At 58.2% G+C, this 21,687-nt stretch carries 19 protein-coding genes; 8 read left to right on the top strand and 11 right to left on the bottom strand.

What is annotated here, in order from left to right:
• Positions 1 to 97 precede the first annotated feature (97 nt).
• Entirely contained in the window at positions 98 to 2,503 is a 2,406-nt protein-coding gene (locus A8O26_RS11510) for a glucose/quinate/shikimate family membrane-bound PQQ-dependent dehydrogenase (RefSeq protein ID WP_064118094.1), read from the top strand.
• An 85-nt stretch (positions 2,504 to 2,588) separates the two neighbouring features.
• Positions 2,589 to 3,887, top strand: a complete 1,299-nt coding sequence (locus A8O26_RS11505) for a carbohydrate porin (RefSeq protein WP_064118093.1) — start codon at positions 2,589 to 2,591, stop codon at positions 3,885 to 3,887.
• 191 nt (positions 3,888 to 4,078) lie between these two features.
• On the opposite strand, the gene A8O26_RS29770 is transcribed toward A8O26_RS11505, so the two are convergent.
• Positions 4,079 to 4,366, bottom strand: coding sequence for a hypothetical protein (locus A8O26_RS29770; protein ID WP_155740654.1), 288 nt, complete (start codon positions 4,364 to 4,366; stop codon positions 4,079 to 4,081).
• On the opposite strand from A8O26_RS29770, the gene A8O26_RS11500 reads away from it, so the two are divergent.
• Positions 4,355 to 6,772, top strand: a complete 2,418-nt coding sequence (locus A8O26_RS11500) for a hypothetical protein (protein WP_155740653.1) — start codon at positions 4,355 to 4,357, stop codon at positions 6,770 to 6,772. The two genes, A8O26_RS29770 and A8O26_RS11500, sit on opposite strands and share 12 nt — an antisense overlap.
• Positions 6,773 to 6,859: 87 nt before the next feature.
• Here the strand turns inward: A8O26_RS11500 and A8O26_RS11495 are convergent, their stop codons facing one another.
• Together A8O26_RS11495 and A8O26_RS11490 are read right to left on the bottom strand one after the other, a co-directional pair.
• Positions 6,860 to 7,105: a hypothetical protein gene (locus tag A8O26_RS11495; protein ID WP_081265190.1), complete on the bottom strand. Its 246-nt coding sequence runs from the start codon at positions 7,103 to 7,105 to the stop codon at positions 6,860 to 6,862.
• A gap of 167 nt (positions 7,106 to 7,272) precedes the next feature.
• On the bottom strand, positions 7,273 to 7,920 hold the full coding sequence (locus tag A8O26_RS11490; protein WP_064118090.1) for a hydrolase: 648 nt from the start codon (positions 7,918 to 7,920) through the stop codon (positions 7,273 to 7,275).
• Positions 7,921 to 8,099: 179 nt separating this feature from the next.
• Between A8O26_RS11490 and A8O26_RS11485 the strand changes: the two genes are divergently transcribed.
• Both A8O26_RS11485 and alaE read left to right on the top strand, forming a co-directional pair.
• Positions 8,100 to 9,023 carry a LysR family transcriptional regulator gene (locus A8O26_RS11485; protein ID WP_064118089.1) on the top strand — a complete coding sequence of 308 codons (924 nt, stop codon included), beginning with the start codon at positions 8,100 to 8,102 and terminating at the stop codon, positions 9,021 to 9,023.
• Between the two features lie 23 nt (positions 9,024 to 9,046).
• Positions 9,047 to 9,514 (top strand): L-alanine exporter AlaE, encoded by a 468-nt coding sequence (gene alaE / locus A8O26_RS11480; protein WP_064118088.1) that lies wholly within the window; start codon positions 9,047 to 9,049, stop codon positions 9,512 to 9,514.
• A 291-nt stretch (positions 9,515 to 9,805) separates the two neighbouring features.
• On the opposite strand, the gene A8O26_RS11475 is transcribed toward alaE, so the two are convergent.
• Positions 9,806 to 10,528, bottom strand: coding sequence for an SDR family NAD(P)-dependent oxidoreductase (locus A8O26_RS11475; RefSeq protein ID WP_064118087.1), 723 nt, complete (start codon positions 10,526 to 10,528; stop codon positions 9,806 to 9,808).
• 305 nt (positions 10,529 to 10,833) lie between these two features.
• On the opposite strand from A8O26_RS11475, the gene A8O26_RS11470 reads away from it, so the two are divergent.
• Positions 10,834 to 11,778 carry a GlxA family transcriptional regulator gene (locus A8O26_RS11470; RefSeq protein ID WP_064118086.1) on the top strand — a complete coding sequence of 315 codons (945 nt, stop codon included), beginning with the start codon at positions 10,834 to 10,836 and terminating at the stop codon, positions 11,776 to 11,778.
• A gap of 87 nt (positions 11,779 to 11,865) precedes the next feature.
• On the opposite strand, the gene A8O26_RS11465 is transcribed toward A8O26_RS11470, so the two are convergent.
• From A8O26_RS11465 to A8O26_RS11445, 5 genes are all read right to left on the bottom strand, one after another.
• Positions 11,866 to 13,077 (bottom strand): MFS transporter, encoded by a 1,212-nt coding sequence (locus A8O26_RS11465; RefSeq protein WP_064118085.1) that lies wholly within the window; start codon positions 13,075 to 13,077, stop codon positions 11,866 to 11,868.
• A 120-nt stretch (positions 13,078 to 13,197) separates the two neighbouring features.
• Entirely contained in the window at positions 13,198 to 14,304 is a 1,107-nt protein-coding gene (locus A8O26_RS11460; protein ID WP_064118084.1) for an alkene reductase, read from the bottom strand.
• 236 nt (positions 14,305 to 14,540) lie between these two features.
• A complete protein-coding gene (locus tag A8O26_RS11455) occupies positions 14,541 to 15,296 on the bottom strand; it encodes an SDR family oxidoreductase (protein WP_062378588.1) in 756 nt (251 codons plus the stop codon).
• Positions 15,297 to 15,355: 59 nt separating this feature from the next.
• The gene (locus A8O26_RS11450; RefSeq protein WP_064118083.1) at positions 15,356 to 16,036 is read right to left on the bottom strand and encodes an alpha/beta hydrolase; all 681 of its coding nucleotides are present in this window, start codon (positions 16,034 to 16,036) and stop codon (positions 15,356 to 15,358) included.
• A 240-nt stretch (positions 16,037 to 16,276) separates the two neighbouring features.
• Entirely contained in the window at positions 16,277 to 17,257 is a 981-nt protein-coding gene (locus tag A8O26_RS11445; RefSeq protein ID WP_062378634.1) for an MBL fold metallo-hydrolase, read from the bottom strand.
• 228 nt (positions 17,258 to 17,485) lie between these two features.
• On the opposite strand from A8O26_RS11445, the gene A8O26_RS11440 reads away from it, so the two are divergent.
• Positions 17,486 to 18,373, top strand: a complete 888-nt coding sequence (locus A8O26_RS11440) for a LysR family transcriptional regulator (RefSeq protein WP_064118371.1) — start codon at positions 17,486 to 17,488, stop codon at positions 18,371 to 18,373.
• 1 nt (position 18,374) lies between these two features.
• Here A8O26_RS11440 and A8O26_RS11435 read toward each other — a convergent pair whose 3' ends face one another.
• Positions 18,375 to 19,595, bottom strand: coding sequence for an MFS transporter (locus tag A8O26_RS11435; RefSeq protein ID WP_064118082.1), 1,221 nt, complete (start codon positions 19,593 to 19,595; stop codon positions 18,375 to 18,377).
• 223 nt (positions 19,596 to 19,818) lie between these two features.
• Here A8O26_RS11435 and A8O26_RS11430 point away from each other — a divergent pair, with 223 nt between their 5' ends.
• Positions 19,819 to 20,922, top strand: coding sequence for a Gfo/Idh/MocA family protein (locus tag A8O26_RS11430; RefSeq protein ID WP_064118081.1), 1,104 nt, complete (start codon positions 19,819 to 19,821; stop codon positions 20,920 to 20,922).
• Between the two features lie 138 nt (positions 20,923 to 21,060).
• Here the strand turns inward: A8O26_RS11430 and A8O26_RS11425 are convergent, their stop codons facing one another.
• Complete coding sequence (locus A8O26_RS11425; RefSeq protein WP_064118080.1) at positions 21,061 to 21,465, bottom strand: nuclear transport factor 2 family protein; 405 nt, start codon at positions 21,463 to 21,465, stop codon at positions 21,061 to 21,063.
• Positions 21,466 to 21,687: the final 222 nt, after the last annotated feature.

Here is a 21,687-nt window from a genome sequence, read left to right as displayed (position 1 = left end):
ATTCAACAACCGACAATGCTTTATTACTGAATTTATGATTTAACTAGGTAGTTACCTATCTATATAATGCCCGCCTCATTTCAACGGGACATTCAACGTGAAGCAGAGTCAACGCCTCTCGGGCATATCAAAATTCATTCTGGTCGGGCTGGGCGTGATCATCGCCCTGCTCGGCTTGGCGCTGGCTGCGGGCGGCGTGAAGTTGGTCAGCCTGGGAGGGTCGTGGTACTTCCTGATCGGTGGGCTGGTGATGGCTGTTGCCGGTCTGCTGATCGCGCGCTTCAAGCCGGCGGGTGCGTGGTTGTTCGCCGCGTTCCTGGTCGGGACCGCGATCTGGGCGGTGAGTGATGCCGGGCTGGTGTTCTGGCCGGTGTTCTCGCGGCTGTTCATGTTCAGCGCGGTCGGTCTGGCCGTTGCCCTCGTCTACCCGTTGCTCAAACGGGCCAGCGGTGGCGTTCCAGGTCGCGGCGCTTACGGCGTTGCCGCTGTGCTGGCGATTGGGCTGGCAGTGGCTGCCGGCAACATGTTCGTTGCTCACCCGACGGTTGCTGCGACCGGTACTGGCCCGGGTGTGACCCCGGTCGAGCCGGATCAGGCGCAGAAGGATTGGGCGCACTACGGTAATACCGAAGGTGGCAGCCGCTTCGCCGCGCTGGACCAGATCAATCGCACGAACGTCGACAAACTGAAAGTCGCGTGGACCTATCACACCGGTGACGTCGCCGAGAGCGATGGCAACGGCGCCGAAGACCAGCTCACCCCGCTGCAGGTCGGCAACAAGGTGTTCATCTGCACCCCGCACAACAACCTGATTGCGCTGGATGCCGACACCGGCAAGGAACTGTGGAAGAACGCGATCAACGCCCAGTCGAAAGTCTGGCAGCGTTGCCGTGGCATGGCCTATTTCGATGCCACCAAAGCCATCGCTCAGCCGAGCAACTCGACCATCATCGAAGCCAAGCCTGCGCCGGCCGCCAACTGCCAGCGCCGTCTGCTGACCAACACCATTGATGCCCGTCTGATCGCAGTCGATGCTGACACCGGCGAGTTCTGCCAGGGCTTTGGCAACAACGGTCAGGTTGATCTGAAGGCCGGTCTGGGTAATGTGCCGGACAGCTACTATCAGTTGTCTTCCGCGCCGTTGATGGCCGGTACCACCGTGGTGGTCGGCGGTCGCGTGGCTGACAACGTGCAAACCGACATGCCCGGCGGCGTGATCCGTGGTTTTGATGTGATCACCGGCGCCATGCGTTGGGCGTTCGACCCGGGCAACCCGCAGGATAAAAAAGCGCCGGCCGACGGCAACACCTACGTGCGCAGCACGCCGAACAGCTGGGCGCCAATGTCCTATGACCCGGCCACCAACACGGTCTTCCTGCCGATGGGCAGCTCCTCCACCGACATCTATGGTGTCGAGCGCAGCAAACTCGATCACACCTACGGCGCTTCGGTCCTCGCGCTGGATGCGACCAGCGGCGAAGAGCGCTGGGTGTTCCAGACCGTGCACAACGATCTGTGGGACTTCGACCTGCCCATGCAGCCGAGCCTGATCGACTTCACCAAGGACGGCAAAACCGTACCGGCCGTGGTCATCGGCACCAAGGCCGGGCAGATCTACGTGCTCGACCGCGCCACCGGCAAACCGCTGACCGACGTTAAAGAAGTACCGGTGAAAGCGGCGAACATCCCGAACGAACCGTACTCGCCTACCCAGCCAAAATCGCTGGGCATGCCGCAGATCGGTGCACAGCACCTGACCGAATCGGACATGTGGGGCGCCACTCCGTACGATCAGCTGCTCTGCCGCATCGACTTCAAAGGCATGCGTTACGACGGTTTGTACACCGCGCCGGGCACTGATAAATCGCTGAGCTTCCCGGGTTCGCTGGGCGGCATGAACTGGGGCAGCCTCTCGACTGACCCGGTACACGGTTTCATCTTCGTCAACGACATGCGTCTGGGTCTGTGGATTCAGATGATCCCGTCGCAGAACCAGGGCAAGGCCGCTGGTGGTGGCGAAGCGCTGAACACCGGCATGGGCGCCGTTCCGCTGAAAGGCACGCCTTACGCGGTGAACAAAAACCGCTTCCTGTCCGTGGCCGGCATTCCGTGCCAGGCACCGCCGTTCGGCACGCTGACCGCGATCGACATGAAGACCCAGAAAGTCGCATGGCAAGTGCCAGTCGGTACTGTTGAAGACACCGGTCCGCTGGGCATCCGCATGCACCTGCCGATCAAGATCGGTCTGCCAACCCTCGGCGGCACGCTGTCGACGCAAGGTGGCCTGATCTTCATCGCCGGCACTCAGGACTTCTACCTGCGCGCCTTCAACAGCGGCAACGGTGAAGAAGTCTGGAAAGCCCGTCTGCCCGTCGGCAGTCAGGGCGGCCCGATGACTTATGTGTCGCCGAAAACCGGCAAGCAATACGTCGTCATCACCGCCGGTGGTGCGCGTCAGTCGACCGATCGCGGCGACTACGTGATGGCTTACGCCTTGCCGTAAACCACGCTGTTCACGTAAAGCGCGGCACCTTCGGGTGCCGCGCTGCTTTTCCCCTATTGCTCAAGTTTTCTGCAGGAAGATTTACATGCTATCGGCTGTTTGTTTTTCGCGTTCCGATCTGTTCAAAGGCTTGTTGATGGGCTTCGCTTGCACCACCGCCCTCCCAGCGCTGGCCGACAACGATTCCGATCTGTTGACCCGCAGCACCCTTACGGGTGACTGGGGCGGACTGCGTCACCAGATGGATGAACAAGGCGTCAAATTCACCGGCGACTACAGCGGCGAAACCGCTTACAACGCCGACGGTGGCCTGCACCGCTCAGCGCGCTACTCGCAGAACATCAAGCTCGGCGTGCAGTTCGATCTGAGCAAGCTGTACGGCGTCGACAACGCCGGCAAGGTTCAGTTGACCATCAACGATCGTCGCGGCAATAGCGCCTCGGAAGATCTGGTCGGCAACCGTCTGCCAATCCAGGAAAACTACGGCGGCCTCTACACGCGCCTGACCGAACTGAGTTACGAGCGCACGCTGTTCACCCCGGCGCTGAACGTCAAACTCGGTTACATGGCCATGGGCAACGACCTCGGCGGCCTCGACAGCGGCATCCTCTGCAACTTCATGAACGCCGGTTTCTGCGGCCATCCGCTGAACATGTCCGGCGGCAGCGGCTGGACCAACTACCCCAACGCCCGCCTCGGCGTGCGGGTCAAATATGACCTGTCGTCCGCCTGGCAATTGCGCGTGGCCGCGTTCAACGTCGACCCGGAAAGCAACGGCAATTCCAGCCGTGCCTGGCACCTTGACCCGAAACACACGACCGGCACCGTGGTGCCCATCGAGTTGGTGTACAAACACGCGGGCGCCCTGCCCGGCGAATACAAGCTCGGCTACTACTACGACAGCTCCGACGTAAAACGCATCGGCAGCGACAAAGAAGTGTCCGGTCGCGGCGGTCATTACCTGTTGATCGATCAAGCTGTCTGGAGCTCGCCGACGTCCGAAGGCCGCAGCCTGCACGCCTTCGGTCAATACTCGGCCGCCAGCGAAGCGGCGTCACCGTTCAGCAAGTGGTACGGCACCGGCGTGGTTTTGTACAAACCGTTCGAAGGTCGACCGCGTGACACACTCGCGTTGGGCTACGGTCGCGCCGTGCCGAACCCGCGCAGCCGCGACGTGCAACAGGACGCCGCGTTGAACAATGGCACCGCGTTCCCCAACCTGGACAGCGCCGAGCAATTGATCGAACTCGGTTATGGCTATCAAGCCACGCCCTGGCTGACGCTGCGGCCGAATGTGCAATACATCATCGAGCCGGGCGCGTTTTCCGGGCAGGACATCGATAACGCGCTGGTGTTTGGTTTGCAGGTCAAAGCGGCGCTTTGATGCCGACTGAATCGAAGACCATATGACATCGTCCCACCTAGCTAATTTACCGAACTGGTGGGCGATTTCCCTACAGAAGATGGGGTGAAAGAGCGGACGCAGGAATATTAGGGGAAAATCGCACTTTTCAGGCCCAATTCCTGTGTTCCAAATACTTGAAAATGCTCTTGGTTCGGTGTCATTCGCAGACGTCAAAACGCCCGCTCCATCGCTTCCTTTTGATGGTCGAATGTGGAATCGTTGGCATAATGCCAAGCCACCAGCCAGGGAAGTTGTTCAAGCAAATGGATAGAATCAATCGACTGATGTACAGCGAGCAAAACGTCCTGCTCAGCGCAGGCAATTCTTCCTCGGGCAGGTCTGGACAGCTTCAACTCTTGTGCAATACCGACGTGACGTTTTTGGCCAAATCCAAACAAGACTTCCACTGTCTGACCTGTAAAGCGGGCAGCGAGGGCGGATGGATGATGCTGATTCATAACGTGCTCTACGGTGCAGGGTGTCCGATCTGTCGACACTCCAACGCGTTAATCAATGAAATAAGCACTCGTTTTCCGTCCCATCGATTAGTGGTAACCGCCAACACTTGCGGCACGCCCGCTTCCTCTAAAACTCGCTACCAGTTGTTCCCCGATCCCAACGAACTGCCAACCGACTTTGGGTGGCAACCTGAATGCCTTGGACGCGGTGCCATTTCCGCAGCACTTCGTGAGGGCCGCAGGCCTGGCGAGAAGGTCGAGCGCTATTACCAGGACTCCGTCATTGCGTACAAAGAATTTACCCAGTGCTTCCCCAACGGCTTGATTCGCTACAAAGGGACGGAAGCGCCTGGAAAGACAAGCCCGGGTCCGTTTTTTGAAATTCGGACCGAAGCCCGGTTGATGCGCAGCCCTGTCAACACCCCGTACATCAGTTTGGCTGGTCTGCGGAAGATCTGTCACCGGGAAAGAAAGGATCGAGTCTACAACGAAAAACTGATCAGATCGGCCCATCTGAATGGTGCAGAAATCCTTTCCTATGAGCAGCACTCCGGCAAAGGGTTGATGATCAGGTACAAGAATCGTTTGGGGGATATTCGAACCGATACACCAGGGCGGATCAAGGAGTTGTACTGGGGGCAGACCTGGATCAGAAAGGCAGAAAAGCTGACTGCAATCATCATGCAGGCATTGTTTCCCTCGACATCATGGGTTTTCAATCGCCGCTACGGTGATTTCCTTCGCTACATTGCGAAGTCCGGAACCGTTTCGGTATTGGAACTCGATGGCTTCAATCCGGAGCATGGGCTGGCTTTCGAGTATCAGGGAATTCAGCACTTCATGGCGCTGACCAATACGCAGGAAGCAAGGGACAGGCTGGAGGAAATTCAACGGCGCGACGTGTTCAAGGTCAAACAGTGCGAGAAATCACACATTTCACTGGTCGTGGTGCCCAACCTGGATCTCGACCCGGAAACCTTTTTGCGCACCATTCTCGAACTGTTAGCCACGCTCGGTCGACATCCCATAAATGCGGCGCCGGATTTGGACATCATCTGGGCCAATTGGAATAGCGCCTGTCAAAATCCATTGCAACTGTTCCAGGCCAAGGTGATATCCAATTTAGGAAAGCACAAACTTGTCTCGCCCTTACGGGAGCGCATCACTCGCACCACTCTGGTCACCTACGAGTGCAGTGTCTGCACCACCCTGAACGAGGTGGCGGCAAGAAGTCTGGCCGAGGGTAAAGTCCGGACTTTTTGCAGCGCCTGCAAGGGCGAGAAAACAGGTCAGGCACGCAGTCAAAAACGCCTCGATCTCTGGGAAGAAAATTTCAGCTTGCCCCGAAATTTCATCGACAATCTGCGAACAACACCGAATGATTCCCGCTATTTTCGGTTTATCTGTGATAGTAAGCATGTCACTGCCATCCATAACCCCGAGCATGCTCAATTACATATGAACAATGGCGAGTTCGAATGCCCTACCTGCCGAAGCGTGGCATTAGGGATATCGGCTCAGCAGGTTGCCCCGCAGGTTCAATACCGCATTGATTTCAACCTCAGCATCGAGGCGTTAGGACTAAAGGTTATCGAGGATCTTCCCTATCAGGAGGGACAGATGGCGGCAAAGGTTGTGTGCGCCGCGGGCGAGCATTCTTTTGTGCTTCTCAGGCCTGATCTGCGCCGGTTTCAACGAGGTTTTTTTCAGGATCGCAGCTTTATTCCGTCAGCTTGTCTTGAGTGCTGCTATCCCGGGGTGACGGTAGGTCCTGGAGATGTCTTGATGGGCACGGTTTTTCACCGTCTCAGCACATTGCGCGGAATGTACCCGAACGTACGTTACGTTACCGGTTTTGATGTTGAAGGCAGGACAGACGAACACTTTAACTGTGGCGAAACTCTGCCGGATGGTCGTCCGCATCCAGATTTTTCGATCTCTTGGCGAAACCTCCAGCGGGCGGGTAAAGCCAGGCCCACCACTCATGTGTGCAACGCGTGTGGCGTTAGTAACGGCGAAATTGGCAATCGCGGCAAATCCATAAGCGACCTTGAGGCGGTCATGGTGCTGCTCCGACATGAACTTCACAGGCACAAACCGCTCACCCAACCCTGCTATTCGCCCACTGTCAGTTATCACGAAGGGCCGTTTGACCCGAACACTCAGGTGGTAAGCACTACCAAAACAAAGCTTACGTTCTGGTGCGGTGTCGTCGGTCATGAATCGGTGACGGCTACCAAGGACAGCTACTTCAATCGGGCTCCCACCAAGGGCGCCGGCTTCTGCAAGAAGTGTGTGAGCACTGCAGGGTTCAACAAGTCGCCACTCCCTGCTCCAGGTCCAGTCAGGCAATTGCTGCCTTGTATTCTGCGCGCTCGCAAAAGTCGCGTTGAGTCCGTTCAATAAGCTGCATTCGGCAACCGCCAAGAGGCCTGCTATTGAATGTTCGCCGGCGAGATCGCCAGGGCGTAAAGCCCTGGCGGATTACAGAGATCACTTTTTCTTTTTCGCCGGCTTATCAGCCTTCTTCGAGTCCTTGGCCTTCTCAGGCTTGCTGTCCGCTTTTTTCGCAGACTTCTTCGGTTCGGCGTCTTTTTTCTTGTCTTTCTTGTCGGAAGATTTAGACAGCGCCGACGCCGCCGCTGATTTCTTCTCAGGTGATGACTTTTTGTCTTTCAAGTCCTTGCTGGCCTTCGAAGCCTCACCTTTGTCTTTGCCTTTCTTCTCGTCTTTAGCCACGTTGACCACCTCTCGGAGTGTGCCGGTATTGGCACAGCGCCTGTGCGATTGACCACAAGCTAATCATTAGGCGAGCAGGTCCCGACGCGGTTCAGATTATTTTGCAGGATTAAAAATGGAGGCAGCGCCGACGGTCGTCAGCGCTGCCTTCAGTAGCCGCCCGACAATCAGGCTTTTTTGCCCGCCTCCTCCAGCGCTTTTTCAGCATTGAACCCGTCGAAGTTTTCGAACACGCCCATAAAGCCTGGCACGGTCACCTCGCGCGCCCAATCGCGCTGCAGTTCGCAGTACATTTGCACGCGGCTGATGAGCTTCGCACCCGCCTGTTCCATTCTGCGCAACGCCGCCTCGTGTGCGCCGAGCGATGTGCCGCCCACCGCATCGATCGGCACGTAAACCTCGTAGCCTTCCTGGATCGCGTCGAGCACCGGGAACGCCAGGCAGGCTTCGGTCCACAGTGCCGTCATGATCAATTTCTTGCGCCCGAGCGCCTTGACCGCCTGTTTGAACTCGGTGTCTTCCCAACTGTTGATCGAGGTGCGGTCATAGGTTGGCAGGTGGCCGAGTACCGCTTGCAACTCCTGAATAGGCGGCTTGTTGCGACCGGTCGTGACATTGACGGTGGAGTGGATGATCGGCAGGTTGTAGTTAACCGCAGCCTTGGCGACGCTGGTGATGTTGAACACCAGTTCATCTCGCGGCATCGAGCGGATCGAGGACACCTGAACCGGTTGATAATCAATGACGATCAACGCCGAATTCTCAGGGGTCAGGAGTTGATCGGTGTGAGGGTTACGGATTGTTTCGCTTGCCATTTGCAGGTCCTTTTGTATTGGGTTCGCACGTTGATTCAGCGGCCGGGGCCCGTGCGGCTAATGGGTTCCAGAGCACGCACAAGTGACGCCGCGCCTGGAACAGCCATTGTGCTGTTCCCATATCCGCTGCAGTAGTAGCATCCCGAGGCGAACTGTGTCGCGCAAAGGGGAACGCGAGAATGGATATCGATGAACTGCAAACCTTCGTCGAAGTGGCGGATGCCGGGGGTATTTCACAGGCTGCACTGCGGCTCGGGGTCTCCAAATCGATCGTCAGCCGACGACTCGCCAGGCTTGAAGCGGAACTCGGCGTGCAACTGTTGGCACGCTCGACACGCGGTGCGGCACTCACCGAGGCCGGCGCGACGTTCCGCGATTACGCCGCCAGAGTCTGCAGCGAAATCGACATCGCCAAGGAAACCATCCTGCCCGCCGGCGCCCTGCGCGGACGCTTGCGCGTGGCGGTGCCGTTGTCTTTCGGCCCGTCGCACTTTGCGCCGGTGCTGGCGGAAATGGCCCGCCGACACCCTCATCTGCACATTCAGACCTGCTACAGCGATCGCTTCGTCGACCTGATCACCGAGGGCTACGATTGCGCCATCCGGGTCGGCTATCTGCAGGACTCCAATCTGATCGCAAGGCGTATCGGTCCGGTCTACGGCAAGCTCGTCGCAAGCCCGGACTACATCAAGAAGCACGGTGCACCCGCGACGCCGGATGAACTGATCGGCCATCAAGCACTGATGCAGGGCACCGAAGCCTGGCAATTCATGGATGGCGACAAGGTCATCACGGTACGCGCTCAAGGACGCTTCAAGGCCGACAACGGCATCGCCCTCGTCGCCGCCGCACTCGCCGGAGTGGGCCTCGCCTACCTGCCCGACTGCCTCACCCATGAGCACGTGGCATCCGGCGCACTCGTGCCGATCATGACCAACCATCCACCGCCTCCGGCCGGCGCCTACATCATCCGCCCACCGGGCCCGCATCCTGCGCGCAAAATTCGCGTCCTCACCGAATTGCTGATCGAGTACTTCGGCGAATCCCCGCACCTCGCGGTGTTGCCGATGTCACAGCACGATGAAGCGCCGGCGTATAGCTGAATGCTGACGCAACGACAGGAGAGATGAAGTGCCGCAACGCCTGCAACAGCCCTCGCGTCGGACTGCCTTTTTTCGCCGACACCACGGCGCTGATCCTGTTCTTCACCACCACCGGCATCCTCAACGAACGTTTCATTGCCGGAATGACGTGGGATCAGGTACTGCACGCGCGCCTGCTGGGCGCAGCGTTGATGATTCCGGTCGCGAGACCTTACGGCCTGTGGCGAGATTGGGTGATGACGCACGCCGGTCCGGGTCGGGCGTCGAGGTTGTTCTGGGACAGTCTCGCCCTCGTCAGTTTTCAGGTGCCGATCTATGCAGCGATCATTGCCTTCAGTGGTGCATCGGGAAGTGGTCTGCTGCGCGGCACGCTTGGCGCGGCCGTGATGATGCTCGTTCTGGGACGGCCTTATGGGGCGTTTCTTAATGGCGTGCGGAAGGTGTTTGGCCTGCCTCCGGGTGGGGACAGGCCGATGTCGTTGAATGGGTGAGGGGCTGTTGTCGGCCAATAGCTGCCTGTCGTCACAAGCCGAAATCGCCCCAAAGCGGCCGTTTGCGGAAAGTGGCTCACCGTCATGAGCAGTCTACCCGGCAGAAGCGACCCGGGGATTTTCATCATTAGCAAACCAGGATAGGTGCGCCGCGTCCAACAGCTTGGTTAACAGGATGACCTATGTCGTGCCCAGAGGTCCTGAACTAAGATGGTCGGATATCCGCTCTATTTGGACGAGGATACCTGTAATCACTTAACGGGGAGACATGCATTCGCTACCCACCCTAGGTCAATGGAGCAGACGTGCAGGTGAGACGATATTGGGACCCCCTGCTACCCGACTGAGCAATTCCAGTCGGGCAACCTCGAATTTATTCCATATCACCCGATCGGCAAACTTGGGTAGCGAGATGGCTTCTCCAGAATCAAAATCCTCTAGCGCGGCATCCACAATGGCCACTGCGCCTTGATATTGGGTTTGCTGTGAACCTGCATACAAAATTGCTTGAACGCGTACTGCGACTTTATTGAAATGCTGCCGCAGCGCGTGGGATAGCGAGAGCAAAAAAGCGCTGTTCGCCGACTCAATGGCAGCACCGGAACTCGCCTCGAATACGGGCACCAGATTGATAACCGTTCCGGCGCCCCTCTTTACGAAACCATTTGCCAATGCGTAGAACAAGCGTACGGGAGCAGTGATCCCCAAGGCGATTGTGGCCCCTATCTCATTTTCCTCTGTGATGTCGTGATGGTTGATGAGCAATGTGATACTGGCGTCCTGGCTTAACAAGGCCTCGATGCGGACAACTTCGGCGGACACTGCCAAATCAGCATTCAGCACTTCCACCGATCGTCCGCTGGAGTCAGTGAGCGCTGCAGCAAGCGTCATTAATTGAGGCCGATCCACCGCAATTAAAATCAAGTCGTAGCCCCGCTGAGTCAGTCGGTGGGCGAAAGCTATGCCTATTGCTGTACCCGCGCCGGTTATAACGGCCGTGCCTTTATGAGTCATGCGGTTTGCTCCAAAGGCGGTGCATGTAATAGGGCCAGAGTAGTGAACGCCCGTATGTCGGTAAAGGCCGTAAAACCATCATTTTCGGCCTTGGTCTGGTCAAGTTTATGGCCGGAAATGTTGGCATTCCGAAGTTTCTCGTAGCTCAGTATCGGTCTTACTGAATTTATCCGGCGCAAAACGCTAACCCCCTCGAAATCGCGTTTCTGCTTGCAGTCCCGCGATTTTCGCGCATGCTTACGTTTCGCCTGTCACCAGACATTCATGCGTCAAGCCAGTGTTCAACTGGGCGAACGGGAGTTTTTATGCAAAGTGTGGCGTTAATCGTACGGCCCGATTTTCAAGTGATGAGCCTTGCTGCGCTTTCAGCTTTCGAGTTTGCCAACCTGGCCGCGGGTGAAAAACTCTACGACATCAGTGTGCTATCCGAGCATGGAGGCTTGGTCGCCAGCTCCCTGTTCACGTCGGTTGATACTCAGCAGTTCAACAAGACTGATTTCGATACCGTCTTGATCAGTGGTGCAATGGATCGCAGTTCGGCGTCGGACGGTATTCACTCCTTTCTGGTTGAAGCCAATGCACATTCACGGCGGGTAGGCGCTTTGTGCGTCGGTGCTTTCGCGCTTGCCGAGTCCGGATTGCTCGATGGCCGTCGAGCCACAGTGCACTGGGCTCGCGCCAAGGAAATGCGCGATAGATTCCCCGCAATTAAGGTAGAAGAAGATCGCATCTTCATCATCGATGGCAAGATCTGGACCTCGGCAGGCATGACCGCTGCGCTCGATTTAACCATCGGTATGGTCGAGAAGGATTACGGTGCCGCGCTGGCCCGGACCGTCTCGCAGCGGCTGGTGCTTTACCATCGCCGCGCGGGTGGGCAGTCCCAGCATTCGGCGATGCTGGAACTGAGTCCGAGCTCCGACCGCATTCAGCAATCGCTGGACTTCGCTCGAAAAAACCTGCGCCGCGACCTTTCCGTAGAAGACCTGGCGGATGCAGCGTGCCTGAGCCCTCGGCAGTTCAGTCGAAGCTTTCGCGAGCAGACCGGAAGCTCACCCGCCAAGGCCATTGAGAATCTACGTCTGGAGGCCGCCCGATTGATGATCGAACAGGGGCGACTAACGCTTGAGGCGGTGGCCTCGGAGACCGGCTTTGGCGACCGTGAACGCATGCGCCGGGCCTTCCTGCGCGTGTATGGTCAATCCCCGCAATCGTTGCGCCGGACCTTCGGTTCCAACGCTGAGGTATAAGCTTCTATTTTTTCGCAGCAGAATAACGGCGGCCATTGGCCGCCGTTATTCATTCTTGGAACGCTACTTTTAGAGCGTATAGATTATTTAATTTGAAGGTTGAAGTTGCGGTGCAGGTCGGCGGCCGGATGTGTAGGCCAAGGCCAAGGCCGTTGCTGCGCAGAGGGCACTGACAAAGCCAAGGTTGGCCAATGAGCTGTAGTGCAATGTCAGAGAGCCGAGACCCGCACCCAGTGAGAAACCGAGGTACATGAAGGAGGCGTTGAGCGACAACACCACTGGCGCGCTCGCAACGCCGGCCACGCCGACCAGCGTGGTTTGCTGTGCAGGATAAAAAGCCCAGTGCGCCACGCCCCAGGCAGCGATGGCGAGGACTATCGGCACAATGACAAACTGTTTGCCGATAAAGTGCGGCGCCAGCGACAGGACGACGAACGCGGTAGTGGATGTCGCCAACGCTGGCAGGATCACTGCGCGCGGACCTCTTCGGTCTACCGCCCGGCCGCTGATGGCCAGGCCGATTGCGGCTGAAACACCCCAGCCAAATAGCACGAAACCTATTGCCGGGCCATTTATAAGGGTGGTGGCCTCCAAAAGCGGAGCGAGATAGGTGTAAGTGGTGTAGCTCGCCATCGCCCACAACGTAGTGATCAGCAACGTATGCAATACCGCAGGCTGAGCCGCAGTTGAAATTCGCTGGCGCAGGCTGGCAGTAGCGAGTCCGGTTCCTATCTCGCGTGGAAGGCCTATCAGCAAACCGGCAACAGCCAACGCGGCAATGATCGCGACGCTGCCGAACGTGGCGCGCCAACCCATTGCCGCCCCCAGTACCGTGCCCGCCGGAACTCCCAGGGCAATGGCAAGCGACAGGCCACCGTTGACGATAGCGATGGCGCGGCCACGCTGTTCGGGAGGCACGACCACGCTGGCCAGTGCGTTCGCACCGGGTACATACACTGCCGCCGCGAGTGCCAGCACCACTCTCGCGGCCATCAACGACCAATAACCACTGGCCGTGAAGGCCAGCAGATTGGCCAGCGCAAATATCGCCATGGCACCAATCAGCAGCCTGCGCCGGTTCAGGTTCCCGGTCAGCGCAGCCAGCACTGGAGAGCTCAGTGCATAGGCCAGAGCAAATACCGTGACCAACTGACCCGCCGTGGCAACGCTAACGCCAAGATCCTTCGCCATTCCGGGAAGCAAGCCCGCGATCATGAAGCTTTCGGTACCGACGGCAAACGTGCCTAAGGCCAGCCAATACAGCGGCCGGTTGCTTTTGATGAATTGGGTTGAGTTCATGGTATTCCAGCTGTGAAAAAGTGATGGCGCCCTGTAGATCGCGTGTACACATAAAAAAGCCCCCGCGAGGGGGCTTCGTTTGGTATCTGCGCTAAAGCAACTCGAGCTTGGCGAAAGACGTTACGCAATCGCTTCTTCTTTATAGAACTCGTAGTCGGTGTAACCCACCTCGGTACCGCCAAAAAAGGTCGGACGGTCATAAGCGTTCAGTGGCAGATTGTGGCGCAGGCGCTCCGGCAAATCCGGGTTGGCGATGAAGTGGCGACCGAAGGCCACCAGATCGGCGTCGCCAGCCTGAAGGATGGCCTCGGCGGATTCGCCGTCAAAGCCACCGGCAGCAATGATCACGCCTTTGTAGTGTTTGCGCATCAGCTGGGCAGCGACCGGCGCCGGGTCGGCATTCTCGTCCTCGATGTTGCCCAGGATGCGCGGCTCGATCAGGTGCAGGTAAGCCAGGTTCAGCGGCGCCAGTTGTTGCGCGACGTAGGTGAACAGGCCTTCTGGATCGCTGTCGCCCATGTCACCCCAGGTGCCGCTCGGGCCGACACGAACCGCCACTCGATCACTGCCCCACACCGAAATCAGCGCGTTGGTCACTTCCAGCAGAAAGCGTGCGCGGTTTTCGAACGAGCCTCCGTAAATGTCGGTGCGCTTGTTGCTGTTGTCCTGCAGGAACTGGTCGATCAAATAACCGTTGGCACCATGCAGTTCCACGCCGTCAAAACCGGCTTTCACGCCACGTTCGGCAGCAGTGCGGAAGCTTTCCACCAGGCCTGCGATGTCTTCGATGGTCAGGGCGCGGTTCGGGGTATTGGGTACCCAACCTTCGGTGGTGTAAGCAACGCCGCCGTGCGGGACTTCCGATGGGCCGACGGGGATGCTGTTTGCAGGCTGCACGTCGACATTGGATTGGCGACCCGCATGATAAAGCTGCAGAAAGATTTTGCCGCCTTTAGCGTGCACGGCGTCAGTGACGTGTTTCCAGCCGACGATCTGGCTGTCGTCGAACAGGCCTGGTGCGCCGAGATAGCCGTTGCCGTTTGGTGCGGCAATTGTTGCTTCACCGATCAGGAATCCGCCTTCGGAAGTGCGCTGAGCGTAGTACTCGGCCATCAGGGCGCCAGGGCGAGCGCCATCTTCGGCACGCATCCGGGTCAGAGGCGCCAATACAATGCGGTGGGCGAAGGTGAACCGCCCGACTTTAACTGGGGAATGAAGTTTGGACATGGTTGCCTCGATTGAAGTGTATGTGTAGAGCCATTGGATATCCGCCCGGGTCGATAGCCATGTGGGCTTTCGGGGTTGGGGCGCTTGGCATCAGTAAAGGTGATTTCCCGGAGTGAATAAATGGGCCGCGTTTCCCATCACTTCGGACTTTTTGGCTGTAATGCTGGCGATCATGGAGATCGAACTGTCGATGTCCGGATAACGGCGCCCGCACTCATGCAAGCGCCGTAGGGTGCTCACTGGGCGTAGAGTGCCAATAGCTGAGCATTGAACTCAGTGACAAAGGCGTGTTCATCCGCCCCTGCATTAGCGCGCAATGGCTTGGCCCGCTCGACCAGAATTTCAACCGCGTCCGTACCCAGCACCGCTATCGTCTCGGCAATAAACTCATCCAATGGCATCGCCAGTTCCGCTTCGGAGCTATCCATCAGCTCGGTACGTACCCATGGCGGCGCGATTTCCAGCACCTTGACCGAGGTATCGCGCAGCATGAAGCGCTGAGACAGTGCATAAGAGTGCAGCGCGGCCTTGGTGGCGCTGTACACCGCCGTCAGCGCCATGGGCACGAAACCGAGTACTGAAGAGGTGTACGCCACATAGGCGTCATCGGCCTTCTTGAGGTGCTCGATCAGCGCCGAAGTCATGCGGATGGGGCCCATCAGATTGGTGGTAATGGTCGACGCTAGCAATTCGTCATCCACTTGGCCGGCGGCAGTGTCCGGCAACATGATCCCGGCGTTATTGATCAGCACATTGAGTTGCGGGAATTCGTTGATCAACTGTTTCGCGACCGCGGTAATACTGGCTGGATCGGTGATATCCAGTTCGACCGCGTGCATGCCCGGGTTGGCTGCAACGACGGCTTCCAGATGGCCCTTGCGCCGACCTGAGATAATTACCTGGTTTCCCAGTTTGTGCAGTGCTTCGGCCAGCCCACGGCCGATGCCAGAGCCGCCGCCGGTAATGAAGATGGTGTTTTGAGTGAGTTTCATGGGTGAGTCCTCTGAGATTACAGAAATGCAAAGCGTGAACAATGAAGGGGAAATATCGGTTACTTGGCGGCGCGAATGATCAGGTCGGCGACAACCGCAGGTTTGGAAATCATTGAGCAATGGCCCGCATTGACATGGTCGCTGACGGCGCCAATCTTCTTCACCATCAGCTCTTGAAGTGCCGGTGCTATGGCGTTATCAAGGGTCGCCACCAGATACCAGCTGGGCTTGTCCTGCCAGGCGGCTTGAGTGAGTGGTGCGGTGAGTGCCGCTACAGCGGTCGGACGCTGGTTTTCAAACAGCTGACGCTTCTCCTGCGCACTCACATCCTGAGCAAAGCCTTCATGGACACCCTCGTAAGTGAGGCTCGACGAACCCGCCTGATCTATGCGGATCTCGGCACTCATCAGCGACGGCTCGGCCAATGCGGTCAGCCCCAAAGCTGATTCGCCAATGTCAGGGGTAAAGGCGTTGATATAGACGAGGCCCGCCACCTTGGCGTGAACACCTGCCTCGCTGATGACCGCACCGCCATAGGAATGGCCCACCAGCAACACCGGTCCTGGAGCGGCGGCGATGGCCTGGGACACGACGTCGGCATCTGCTGCCAGCGACGTCAGCGGCAGGTTGACCGTGGTCGTACTCAGGCCGGCGGCTTCGATCAAGGCGCGCGATTTGTTCCAGCTGGTGCTGTCGGCCCAGGCACCGTGTACAAGAATGACGTGTTCGATAGTGCTCATGCCTTCTCCTGATTTCGGGTAGACGGGCGGGTTGCCCGTGCTGTGAATTCAGGGTCTATGCTAGGCGCGAGCTAAGAAGCAGATGGGTCGAAATACCGACGTTTCGGGACATCTCACTGGCTGCAGGATTGGCATACTCTGCAGAGAGTGCAGCCAGCATTAAGGCAACTTTCTGCACAGTGATCACCCTTGGTTTGAATGATCATCAGCAGGTGGCTTTATCCCTTGTCGGTTGGGCCATCAGTTCAGGTTCATGAAGGTTACCGGCACCCATGAATAGCCTGTGTCTTCCTTGCGCAGGCGCCCAAAGCCAGGGAACGGCATATGAGCACCACCGACCAGGGTTTTGCCCTCTGCCAACTTCACGAAAAGGTCTTCGCGGGTCTTGATTGCGGTCGGTCCGTCAGCGTCGAACGCGATACCCACTTCGGGATGTGGCATTTGCACAGCGACGACGTGGGCAACGTCGCCCCAGATCAGCAGCGATTGGCCCTTGGACGAAACCCTGTAGCCCACATGCCCAGGCGTATGCCCCGGGATGGCAACGGGAGTAATGCCCGACACGATTTCATCCATGCCCTGCAATGGCTTCCATTTGCCAGCCGCCAGATAAGGCGCAGCAGCAGCCTGGGCAATCTGGAAGAATATTTTTGCGCCCTCCGGCGCTTTTTCCGCAATGTCCTTCGACAGCCAGAAGTCACTCTCGGTCTTCATCATGGAAATCTGTGCCTTCGAGAACACGCGCTGGCCTTTGGCGTCGTAGATTCCGCCAATGTGGTCGGCGTGCATATGGGTCAGCAACACCAGGTCGATTTGTGCGGGTTTGTAGCCAGCAGCCTTCAGGTTGTCAGTGAGCTTGCCAAGTGACGGCCCTCCCCAATGGCCTCCGGTGCCCGTGTCGATGAGGATGAGTTTTGAACCCGTATTAATGAGATAGCCCGTTACCGAACCAGACACCTTTTGCGGATCATCGAAAAACGATCGCAGCAGCAGCGACTGGATGAGGGCCGGGTCGCCGCTGAGTAGCGATGAATCAATACTGATGCCGCCATCGAAGAGGGCGGTGACCTCGAAATCGCCCATCATCATGCGATAGAAGCCCGGGACTTGCTTGTGTTGCATAGGCGCTGCGGCCTGAACCGGCTCGACTGCGAAAAGTCCTGCGCCGATAGCCAGCGTTACTGCAAAGACGGCGCGAGAAGCTAGCGTGGAGAGTTTCATTCCCATTCCTTTTCGTTGGTAGAGGAGCACTGCAAAGGGACGAAGCCAACCGGCAACTCCCACTAGCGACCTACGGTACTGGCTGTTGATCTTAGTTCAGCATTCGAGAGGTCGTATTAAAAACGCGGCCAACGCCAACGCCTCGCTCCCTATTACTTCCCTTTCCAATTTCCCCGCCCGCCTCTACTCTGCCTTAACCCTTTCCCAGCACCGAGCACACCTCAAATGATGGACAGCCTCAGCGGCATCACGGCCTTCATTCAAGTCGCCGAAACCCGCAGCTTTACCGAAGCCGGTCGCTTGCTGGAGATCTCCTCCTCCGCCGTAGGCAAGAGCGTGGCGCGCATGGAAGAACGCCTGGGGGTGCGGCTGTTCCATCGCAGCACCCGCAGTGTCACCCTGACCACCGAAGGCGAGCTGTTCCTGGACCGCTGCAAACGCATCCTCAGCGAAGTGGAAGCGGCAGAAATGGAATTGCTGGAATTGTCCGCCACCCCGCGCGGCAAGGTGCGCATCAGCGTGCCGATCCAGAACGTGTTGATCATGCCGGTACTGGCCGGGTTCATGCGTGCCTACCCGGACATCGAGCTGGACGTGGACATGTCCGACCGCATGGTGGACGTGATCGAGGAAGGGTTCGACGCGGTGATCCGCACGGGCGCGCCGCAGGATTCGCGGCTGATGGCGCGCAAGCTGGGGGGTTATCAATTGCAGTTGGTGGCGTCGCCAGCGTATCTGGAGCGTCATGGTGATCCGACACACCCGGACGATTTGATCCGCCACGTGTGCCTGCTGCACAAGTTTCCGGCCACCGGGATGATCGAGCGTTGGCCGCTGCGCGTCGACGATACGCACATCGAGCCGAACCTGACGCGGGCGTTGACCTGCACCACGATGGATCCGCTGACGTACCTGGCGATCGATGGGGTGGGGATTGCCTGCCTACCGGATTTTTCAATCCGTCAGCCGTTGGCCGATGGCAGGTTGAAAGTGGTGTTGGCGGACTACACCGACCACACCGGCAACCTGTGGATGCTCTGGCCTGCGTCGAAGCAGACCGCACCAAGGTTGCGAGTGTTGATCGATTTTTTCAAAGACAACATCTTGAAGGTTTGAATCAGCGTTGCAGTGCCTCGGCAATCGGCGCTTTGCCGAGACCGAAACTGAGCATCACCGCCAAACCGAGCACACCGATGGCGGCGCCCAGCCACAACGCTGAAGACACGCCGGCGTGATCAACCATCAAGCCGCCAAACAGCGAACCCGAAGCAATCGCCACCTGAAACGTGGTCACCAACATGGCGGAACTGGCTTCCGGCAATTGCGGCGACGTCAGTTGCATCCAGCTGCTCACACCCAGCGGAATTGCGCCGTAGGCAACACCCCACACCAGCACCGCCAACGTCACGCCCCAACCCTGCAACCCGGGCAAGGCCAATTGCGCAATCACCATCAGCAACACCACGGCGCCCAGCGACGCACGCAGGTGCGTGGTGATGCTCCCGGCCATGGCGAAGTTCGCCAACATGCCGACCAGGCCAAAGCCCAACAGAATCGCAGTGATCGCACTCGGCGAGAAACCCGCGTCATGCCCAAGGAACGGCGCAATGTAGGTGTACGCCGTGAAATGCGCCGCCACTACCGTACCGAGCAACAGCATGCTGCGGCGGGCATTGCTGCGTGATACAAATGCCACGAGCGCGCGCCACTTCAAGCCTTCACTGGAAGGCAATGACGGCAAGGTCAACGCTTGCGCAATCAGCGCCAGCAGCGCGAGCCCTGCGGTCACGGCAAACGACATCCGCCACGAAAACAGCGTGCTGACAAACGTACCAAACGGCACACCGAACACCGTCGCCAAGGTAATCCCGGCAAAGATCAGTGCCGTCGCTTTCGCCGCTTTTGACTCGCTGACCAACCGCCCGGCCGCCGCAATCGCCACCGCCCAGAAACCACCCAGCGCCACCCCCAACAAGCCGCGCCCCAACAACATGATCGGCAATGACGGTGCCACCGCCGAAACGACGTTGGACGCCACCAGCAACAGGGTCAACAGCAGCAACAGGTGTCGCCGATTCATGCGCCCCGCGCCCAGCATGATCGCCGGCGCCGACACTGCCGCTACCATGCCCGGCACAGTCACCATTAACCCGGCCATACCATCGGTGATGCCCAGGCTATTGGCAATTTGCGGCAGGACGCCGACAGGCAGGTATTCGGTGGTGACAAAGGCAAAAGCGCCCAGGGCCACCGCGTACACCGACAGCCAGTCGCGCCAGGAGGACGGCTCAGCTGGCGCGAGCGCAGCGGTGGCCGGTGATGCAGACAGATCGTTCATGGCAAAGCTCCACAGTAATGAGTGGCGCCATGCTAGGTATCTGATCACTGCGGAAAAACAGTGCGCAGCTCCGATCACTGCGGATCAATCGTTCCGCAATCGAACAGGCGTGCCGCCATTAGCGCCTTTCCTGTCCGCAGTGTTCGGCCCTTTGGCCGGTTTTTCCGCAGGGCTGCGCTCCCTAGACTTCACCTCGTCAGCCAAACCCTACGAGGACATTCCCATGACAACTGCACACTCCCCTATTCGCGTCGGCATCATCGGCGTTGGCAACTGGGCTCGCCACGGCCACCTGCGCGTGCTTAATCTGCTGCCGCAATATCACCTGCAAGCGGTGTACAGCGAACGCCGTGAACGCGCCGAAGCCGCGGCCAGCGAGTACGCCATCAGCCAGGTCGCCGACTCTGTCGACGCGTTAGTCAATAACCCTGAAGTCGATCTGGTCGTGGTGCTCAACACCGCCCCGCAACACGAAAAAACCGTGCGTGCCGCCATCGCTGCCGGCAAAGACGTCTACTGCGAATGGCCGTTGACCACCACCACCGCAGACTCCGAACAATTGCTGCACCTGGCCAAAGACGCCGGCGTGCGTCACATCGTCGGCCTGCAACGCCGCCACGCGCCGCACAACCGCTACCTGCAAGACCTGCTGCAACAAGGCTACGTCGGCAAGGTGCGGTCCGTGCGGATGCACGTCAGCATGAATTACTTCCAGGCCTTGCGCCCCAACGCCCTGCGCTGGACCGCCCCCGAGGAAAACTTCTCCAGCGTCATTGCCATCTACGCCGGACACTTCCTCGACATGCTCTTAACCGCCACCGGCTGGCCAGTGAGCGTCTCGGGGCTGATGGTCAACCAGTTCCCGAAAGTGACCATCAAGGAAACCGGCGAAGTGCTGGACAGCACCGCCCCCGACCAGCTCGTGCTCAGCGGCATGCTCGAAGACGGCGCCGTCATTTCGATCCACATCGAAGGCGGCAAACGCAACGGCTCGGGTGTGCAGATCGACATCACCGGCGACCAGGGGGATCTGAAAATCACCAACCGTTCGGCGTTTGGCGATGTCGGCGACGACTATGTCGTCGAGGGCGCGCATGGCGATAACCTGACGCTGGAAGTGTTGCCCGTGCCTGAGAATTATCAGCGCCTGCCGGCCTCGTCATTGCCGTCAGCCGTGCTTGAACTGGCAGAGCTCTATCACGTGTATGCGCAGGATGTTGCCGAAGGCACCCATGCGGCGGCGACGTTCAACGATGCATTGCGCCTGCATCAGTTGCTGGATGCGGCAAAGAGCGGGACTCAAACTCCCCTGAAACGGATCGTGTGACGACTCATGCTTGTGAAATCCCTCGATATTGAACTATCGAGTATGAAACCTCGTTGGCGCAGCCGGGGCGGACACATGCCCGCCCCGAAGCGCCATTTAATCTCAGAGGCCATAATTGGATCGTCGCAGCCCGCCCTTTTACTCAATTGAATCCGGGAAACGTGCGCCGAACATCGGTAGGCCGCTGGCAGAACTGACTGTGGTCGCCTCGTCCTGGAGCACGTCCCAGTGTTCGACCAGAATGCCATTTTCGAGACGCACAATGTCTACTGCGATGAGCGCAGTCGGACTACCGTTTCCAGAGAAACGGCCATGAACCATCACTTTGTCATCCTCTGCCATTATGACGCTGGGTTCATACATCAGTGTATTGGGCAGACTTTTGATCAAGTCAAATAAACCCTGCCGTCCTGGAGGGATAAGCGCACTGTGCTGAATATAGTCCGCAGACCAATACTCCTCGGCTGCATCGTAGTCACGTTGATTAAATAAAGCATCGAAAGCTTTAAGTACGATAGATTTGTTTTTTACTTCAAGATTCATAGTTGCTCCTGATTGTATGTTGAGCTTGGGGAAATAGAACGCAGGCCATGCGAGTCCTAATGGACAGTTAAAACGACAGGGTTGGCCTCTAGAGCGCTTTCAAATTCCGTCAAGTCCGGTTGTGAAAGAGCGAACAAAGGACAACGCATCAGAGTTCCGCACGCTGTAGGCAATACATCCTAGTCCTGAGGATTTAACCGTATAAGCCGAAAAACCGACATT

This window comes from Pseudomonas fluorescens (genome assembly GCF_001648775.1).
In the GTDB taxonomy this organism is placed as follows: Bacteria; Pseudomonadota; Gammaproteobacteria; order Pseudomonadales; family Pseudomonadaceae; genus Aquipseudomonas; species Aquipseudomonas fluorescens_M.
Note: the sequence above shows the minus strand (reverse complement) of the source record. Positions and strands in the feature narration are given on the sequence as shown.

Excerpts from the sequence above, each read along its gene's own strand:
- A8O26_RS11425 (WP_064118080.1), bottom strand. The coding sequence starts at position 21,465 with ATGAATCTTGAAGTAAAAAACAAATCTATCGTACTTAAAGCTTTCGAT.
- A8O26_RS11505 (WP_064118093.1), top strand. The coding sequence starts at position 2,589 with ATGCTATCGGCTGTTTGTTTTTCGCGTTCCGATCTGTTCAAAGGCTTG.
- A8O26_RS11465 (WP_064118085.1), bottom strand. The coding sequence starts at position 13,077 with ATGAACTCAACCCAATTCATCAAAAGCAACCGGCCGCTGTATTGGCTG.
- A8O26_RS11485 (WP_064118089.1), top strand. The coding sequence starts at position 8,100 with ATGGATATCGATGAACTGCAAACCTTCGTCGAAGTGGCGGATGCCGGG.
- A8O26_RS29770 (WP_155740654.1), bottom strand. The coding sequence starts at position 4,366 with ATGAATCAGCATCATCCATCCGCCCTCGCTGCCCGCTTTACAGGTCAG.
- A8O26_RS11440 (WP_064118371.1), top strand. The coding sequence starts at position 17,486 with ATGGACAGCCTCAGCGGCATCACGGCCTTCATTCAAGTCGCCGAAACC.
- A8O26_RS11460 (WP_064118084.1), bottom strand. The coding sequence starts at position 14,304 with ATGTCCAAACTTCATTCCCCAGTTAAAGTCGGGCGGTTCACCTTCGCC.
- A8O26_RS11475 (WP_064118087.1), bottom strand. The coding sequence starts at position 10,528 with ATGACTCATAAAGGCACGGCCGTTATAACCGGCGCGGGTACAGCAATA.
- A8O26_RS11430 (WP_064118081.1), top strand. The coding sequence starts at position 19,819 with ATGACAACTGCACACTCCCCTATTCGCGTCGGCATCATCGGCGTTGGC.
- A8O26_RS11435 (WP_064118082.1), bottom strand. The coding sequence starts at position 19,595 with ATGAACGATCTGTCTGCATCACCGGCCACCGCTGCGCTCGCGCCAGCT.
- A8O26_RS11445 (WP_062378634.1), bottom strand. The coding sequence starts at position 17,257 with ATGAAACTCTCCACGCTAGCTTCTCGCGCCGTCTTTGCAGTAACGCTG.
- A8O26_RS11490 (WP_064118090.1), bottom strand. The coding sequence starts at position 7,920 with ATGGCAAGCGAAACAATCCGTAACCCTCACACCGATCAACTCCTGACC.
- A8O26_RS11500 (WP_155740653.1), top strand. The coding sequence starts at position 4,355 with ATGCTGATTCATAACGTGCTCTACGGTGCAGGGTGTCCGATCTGTCGA.
- A8O26_RS11450 (WP_064118083.1), bottom strand. The coding sequence starts at position 16,036 with ATGAGCACTATCGAACACGTCATTCTTGTACACGGTGCCTGGGCCGAC.
- alaE (WP_064118088.1), top strand. The coding sequence starts at position 9,047 with ATGAAGTGCCGCAACGCCTGCAACAGCCCTCGCGTCGGACTGCCTTTT.
- A8O26_RS11455 (WP_062378588.1), bottom strand. The coding sequence starts at position 15,296 with ATGAAACTCACTCAAAACACCATCTTCATTACCGGCGGCGGCTCTGGC.
- A8O26_RS11470 (WP_064118086.1), top strand. The coding sequence starts at position 10,834 with ATGCAAAGTGTGGCGTTAATCGTACGGCCCGATTTTCAAGTGATGAGC.